4 protein-coding genes are annotated in these 5,075 nt (G+C 29.7%); all 4 read left to right on the forward strand.

Features of this window, described 5'->3' with window-relative positions:
- The first annotated feature begins 166 nt into the window (after positions 1-166).
- The 4 genes from ACSHW5_RS16560 (at position 167) to ACSHW5_RS16575 (ending at position 4,662) form a co-directional block, all read left to right on the forward strand.
- The gene (locus tag ACSHW5_RS16560) at positions 167-976 is read left to right on the forward strand and encodes a DNA/RNA non-specific endonuclease (protein ID WP_435677255.1); all 810 of its coding nucleotides are present in this window, start codon (positions 167-169) and stop codon (positions 974-976) included.
- A 91-nt stretch (positions 977-1,067) separates the two neighbouring features.
- Complete coding sequence (locus ACSHW5_RS16565) at positions 1,068-2,504, forward strand: alpha/beta hydrolase (RefSeq protein WP_435677256.1); 1,437 nt, start codon at positions 1,068-1,070, stop codon at positions 2,502-2,504.
- Positions 2,505-2,726: 222 nt separating this feature from the next.
- The gene (locus ACSHW5_RS16570) at positions 2,727-3,203 is read left to right on the forward strand and encodes a hypothetical protein (RefSeq protein ID WP_435677257.1); all 477 of its coding nucleotides are present in this window, start codon (positions 2,727-2,729) and stop codon (positions 3,201-3,203) included.
- Positions 3,204-3,429: 226 nt separating this feature from the next.
- Positions 3,430-4,662 (forward strand): molybdopterin molybdotransferase MoeA, encoded by a 1,233-nt coding sequence (locus ACSHW5_RS16575; RefSeq protein WP_435677258.1) that lies wholly within the window; start codon positions 3,430-3,432, stop codon positions 4,660-4,662.
- The last annotated feature ends 413 nt before the right edge of the window (positions 4,663-5,075 follow it).

Raw genomic sequence — 5,075 nt, forward strand, 5'->3', positions numbered from 1 at the left:
TCAGTACTTTAATATACTAAATATTCTGCTTTTTTTATAGGTTTAATTAAAATTTCTTACATCGAACTCACGTTAAAAAATAAAGCATAATTTAACAGACCGTTCTATATTTAAAGCTAGCACCTTTATCTTTTATATCTTTACAGCGATAAAAAATAAAACCATCTTGAAAAAAAAACAACTACTCTCTGTAATTGCCATCATTGTTTTGGTTGCTGTTTATGGTTATGAACATTTTTTAAATACACAAGAAGAAGAAATTCTAATTGAAAATGGCAAAACCCCAAAAGCCACTACAAACAACTATTTTTTGCCAACAAGTACCACCAATCAAATTGTGCATCATCAAAATTATTCATTATCCTATAGTGAAAAACACGAACAAGCAGAATGGGTTGCGTATGAGTTAAAAGCATCTCATTTAAGCAGCACAAATTACAAAAGACCTTATTTTGAAATAGATAAAGCCGTAAAAACCAAAGCAGCACATTGGCGTAATTATAAAAAATCTGGTTATGACAAAGGGCATTTATGTCCGGCAGGAGACAGGCGTTTTTCTAAGTCGGCACACAATGAAACTTTCTTAACAAGTAATATCAGTCCGCAAGAACATAAATTTAATGCAGGTGTTTGGAATCGTTTAGAACAAAAAGTACGCTATTGGGCAAAGAAAAACGACGGTATTTTTGTAATTACAGGTGGCGTTTTAGAAAATAATTTAAACACAATTGGCAGCGAAGAAGTTGCAGTTCCAAATCAATTTTATAAAGTAATTATAGACAAAACAAACGGTACAATTAAAATGTTGGCTTTTTTAATGCCTCATAAAGAGTCTAATTTGCCTTTGTACAAATTTGTAGTTTCTGTAAACCAAATAGAAGTATTAACAGGCATCGATTTCTTTAGCGAATTAGAAGACACTCTCGAAGAGAAATTAGAAAACTCTAGCAGTTATAAAAGTTGGAGTTTTAATTAATAGTAATAGATTTCCTCAAAGCGTAGCATTCAATAGTTGTTTTTTTCTTTGTAATAAATTGTATCTTTATGGTGTAAAAGAAACAATACTTATGACACGTATCCTACTATTTATATTTTTAGTAACTATTTCAGTAACACAAGCACAATCAAATGATGTAGTTTTTGAACTAAAAGATAATGCCAATACTTATAATTCAGAAAATTGTTTAACAAATGATTTGGCTGAAAACAGTGTGTACTTAGGTTTTTTAAAAGGAGATGAAACTAAACTTAAAGGAGTAAAGATAAATGTTTCTTTAGATGACCAAGAAGAGTTTTCTTATGCAAGTTTTAGCGATTTTAATGCCACGCCCATTATGAGTGTATTATTTGAGAAAGATGCTTTTCAGAATTTTAAACAACTTTCTTTTTCTATAGAAATTGTTTTGTTAAATGATACAACCACCACTCAAAATTTTACAGTTTGTTTAAAAGACACACTTGCAGAACCTATGATAGAAGAAGCTTCGTCTTTTTTCTCAGACGGAACTAAAGAATATATAGAAATTCCTGTTTCATTTGCAACGGATAGAAAGGATACAAAAAACACCAATTTAAACGAAAGATTTAGCGGCCAAAGAGCAGAGATTCAGTATGGTAGAACCGTAGTTAGCATTCCTTATACGCATCAATTAGGACAAATAGAAAAACCTTCTTATTGGAGATTTGAGTTTTCAGAAGATCCAAACAAACACATGATGTTGCAATCTTTAGAAAAACAAAATAAAGAAGAATTTTTTGAAAAAATGAAACAAAGAATTGCAGAAAATGAAAAAAGTACCTTTTTATTTGTGCATGGTTACAATGTATCTTTTGAAGATGCCGCAAAAAGAACAGCCCAAATAACCTATGATCTTCGTTTTAATGGAGAACCTGTTTTTTATAGTTGGCCATCACAAGGTTCAACCACAGGGTATACCGTAGATGAAGCAAATATTGAATGGTCTCGTTACAATATGAAAAACTTTTTAAGAGACTATTTAACCAAAACAGAAGCAGAACATATTTATTTAGTGGCTCACAGTATGGGAAATCGAGGTTTAACAAAGGCTTTAATTGAGTTAATGAATGAACAACCAGCATTAAAAGACAAAATAACAGAAGTAATTTTAGCAGCGCCAGATATAGATGCAGATGTTTTTAAAAGAGACATTGCACCACAAATGGTCACTAAAATAAGCAAGCCAATTACCTTGTATGTTTCATCAGATGATTTGGCTTTATTAGCGTCTAAAAAAGTACATGGAAATTATAGAGCAGGAGATGCAGACAAAGGCATTGTCATTGTAAAAGGGATAGAAACTATAGATGCTTCTGGGTCAGATACTAGTTTTTTAAATCATTCTTATTTTGCAACTACAAGCACTATTATTGGTGATATTTTTGATTTAATCAAATCAGGAAAAAGAGCAACCGACAGAGAAACCTTAGAAAAAGTGAGCCAAGAAAACCTTATTTATTGGAAAATTAAAAAAGGAAAGGATTGATAAATTATTCAAAATAAATTATATAAGAAAAGTGTAAGAATCATTAAAGCTTGATATATTCTTAATTTGGGCGTTTTAACAGGCTATACACTATATCTTTTTTTCGTTCCTCAAAAAAGGATGCCGTTTCTATCCTTAACGCAATTTTTTATAAATTTGGTTAAAAATTAAGTTACTTTTTACCAATTTTGTATCTTAGTAATAAACAATAAATTCAAAGAAATGAAATATTTCATAATCGTATTATTCTTTTCAATATCAGTATCCAGCTTTGCTCAAAAAATTAAAAAAGGCGGAGTAATTTACGAGGTTAAAAAAGAAAAAATATTCTTAAATGGAGAGAACATTACCAAAACATTAAGTTTTGATGAAATGCAAGCAATTTTTAAAGAAGCATTTTTAGTATATGAAAAAAAAGAAGAAATAGAAAAATTAGAAAAAGCACAAAAGAAAGCTTATAAAATATCAAAAAAAGAGGAAAGGAAAGCAGAAAAGGCACAAGAAAAAGCAGAAGATGAATTAAGAGAAAAATTAAAGCAAGAGAAAAAAATTAAAAAAGCAGATGGCAAACTTAAAAAAACAATAGCAAAAAGAGACAGGCTAAAAAAAAAAGGCGCATTGTCTCCTTTAGATGAAGCAGATTGGCTTAAAAAAATTGAAAAATTAAAAAGTAAACTAGAAAAATCGAAGAAGAAGTAGTACGTTTTCTGAGTTTCTAGTAAGACAAGATTTTTAATATAAATATCAAATACCCTTACAATTATATATAGTTGTAAGGGTTTTTCTTTGTCTTTAAATCAGAGAACAGGCATTATTTTGAATATATTTGCAAGAGTGTAATTGGTTCATAATTCTATTATTTGTTTTAAAAAATAGAATGTCTGCAACATCAAAAACAACCTAAAGATTACACAATTTTTAAATTATGATTTCAATAGAAAAAGCCTTACAAATTGTTTTAAATTCAACACAAAATTTTGGTATTGAAGAAGTTCCTTTTATGAAATCTGTAGGCAGAGTTTTAAAAGAAGAAATTGTTGCAGATAGAGATTTTCCGCCATTTCATAGAGTTTCTATGGACGGCATTGCAATTGATTTTCAACAATTTAAAAACGGACAAAGAGCGTTTAAAATAGCAGGAATTCAAGCTGCTGGAAGCGCGCAAATTACGCTTGAAAACATAGAAAATTGTATTGAAGTTATGACTGGCGCAGTTTTACCAAATAATGTAAATGCTGTTATTAGGTATGAAGATGTAACTCTAGAAAACGGAATTGCAACCATCAATATTAACAGTATTCAGCAAGGGCAAAACATACATAATAAAGGAAAAGATGGCGTTGTTGGAGACGTGTTAATTCATCAAAACACAAAAATATCAGCGGCAGAAATTGGTGTTTTAGCAACCGTTGGTAAATCGTTTGTAAAAGTAGCAAAACAACCAAAAGTAATGATTGTTTCTACTGGTGATGAATTGGTAGGAGTTGATGAAACTCCGTTAGAACATCAAATAAGAAGAAGCAATGTTTTTACACTAGTTTCTTTGTTAGAAAGATTACATATTTCTTCGGAAACTGCTCATATTACAGATGATAAACCCATTTTAAAATCTAAAATAGAAAGCTATTTACTAGAATATGATGTATTGCTTTTTAGCGGTGCAGTTAGCAAAGGAAAATATGATTTTCTTCCAGAAGTTTTTGAAGAACTACAAGTTGAAAAATTATTTCATAAAGTTGCTCAAAGACCAGGAAAACCTTTTTGGTTTGGTAGCGCAGCTTCTTTAGGCATCAATAAGCAAGATGTTTGTAAGAAGGAAACAAAACAAACAATTGTTTTTGGTTTTCCTGGAAATCCTATTTCAACTTTTGTAAATTGTTTGGCATATTTTTATCCTTGGTATTACAAATCTATAGGATTAGCAGTAAAAGAAGAAACGGCAATTTTAGGAGAAGATGTTTCTTTTAAACCCAATTTGGTGTATTTTTTACAAGTACAATTGCAAAATAAATTTGGGCATTTAGTTGCGTTTCCTATCAGTGGAAATGGTTCTGGAGATTTAGCTAGTTTGGTAAAAACAGATGCTTTTATTCAGTTGCCAAATGACAAAATAGCGTTTAAAAAAGGAGAAGTTTTTCCGATAATAAGATATAGATAATGAGTAAATTTTGAAGTACGAAAAATTTGTATCGAGCACATTTTAATTTCAAAAAAAACTTCTCGATACAAAATTCTAGAAAAAAGAATTTCACTCGAAGTGACAGTGTGTGAGAAACTAAATAAATAACAAGAATGTTTTGTTAGTTTTAAGGTGTAGAAAATTAGTATTTAGTAGTTTGTTGTAAAATTATAATTTGTAAAGAAAAACGGATTTAAAATTTTAGAATATAGGATTTCACGTGAAGTATCAGTTCGTGTTTTAGTATGGTTAAAAGGTGTTTTCAGTTCTAGCACATTTTAATTTCAAAAAAAACTTCTCGATACAAAATTCTAGAAAAAAGAATTTCACTCGAAGTGACAGTGTGTGAGAAACTAAATAAATAACAAGAATGTTTTGTTAGTTTTAAGGTG

Source organism: Polaribacter sp. (genome assembly GCF_051251875.1).
In the GTDB taxonomy this organism is placed as follows: domain Bacteria; phylum Bacteroidota; class Bacteroidia; order Flavobacteriales; family Flavobacteriaceae; genus Polaribacter.

Bases quoted from the DNA above. Each gene is read 5' to 3' on its own strand.
- ACSHW5_RS16565 (WP_435677256.1), top strand. From the start codon at position 1,068: ATGACACGTATCCTACTATTTATATTTTTAGTAACTATTTCAGTAACA.
- ACSHW5_RS16570 (WP_435677257.1), top strand. From the start codon at position 2,727: ATGAAATATTTCATAATCGTATTATTCTTTTCAATATCAGTATCCAGC.
- ACSHW5_RS16575 (WP_435677258.1), top strand. From the start codon at position 3,430: ATGATTTCAATAGAAAAAGCCTTACAAATTGTTTTAAATTCAACACAA.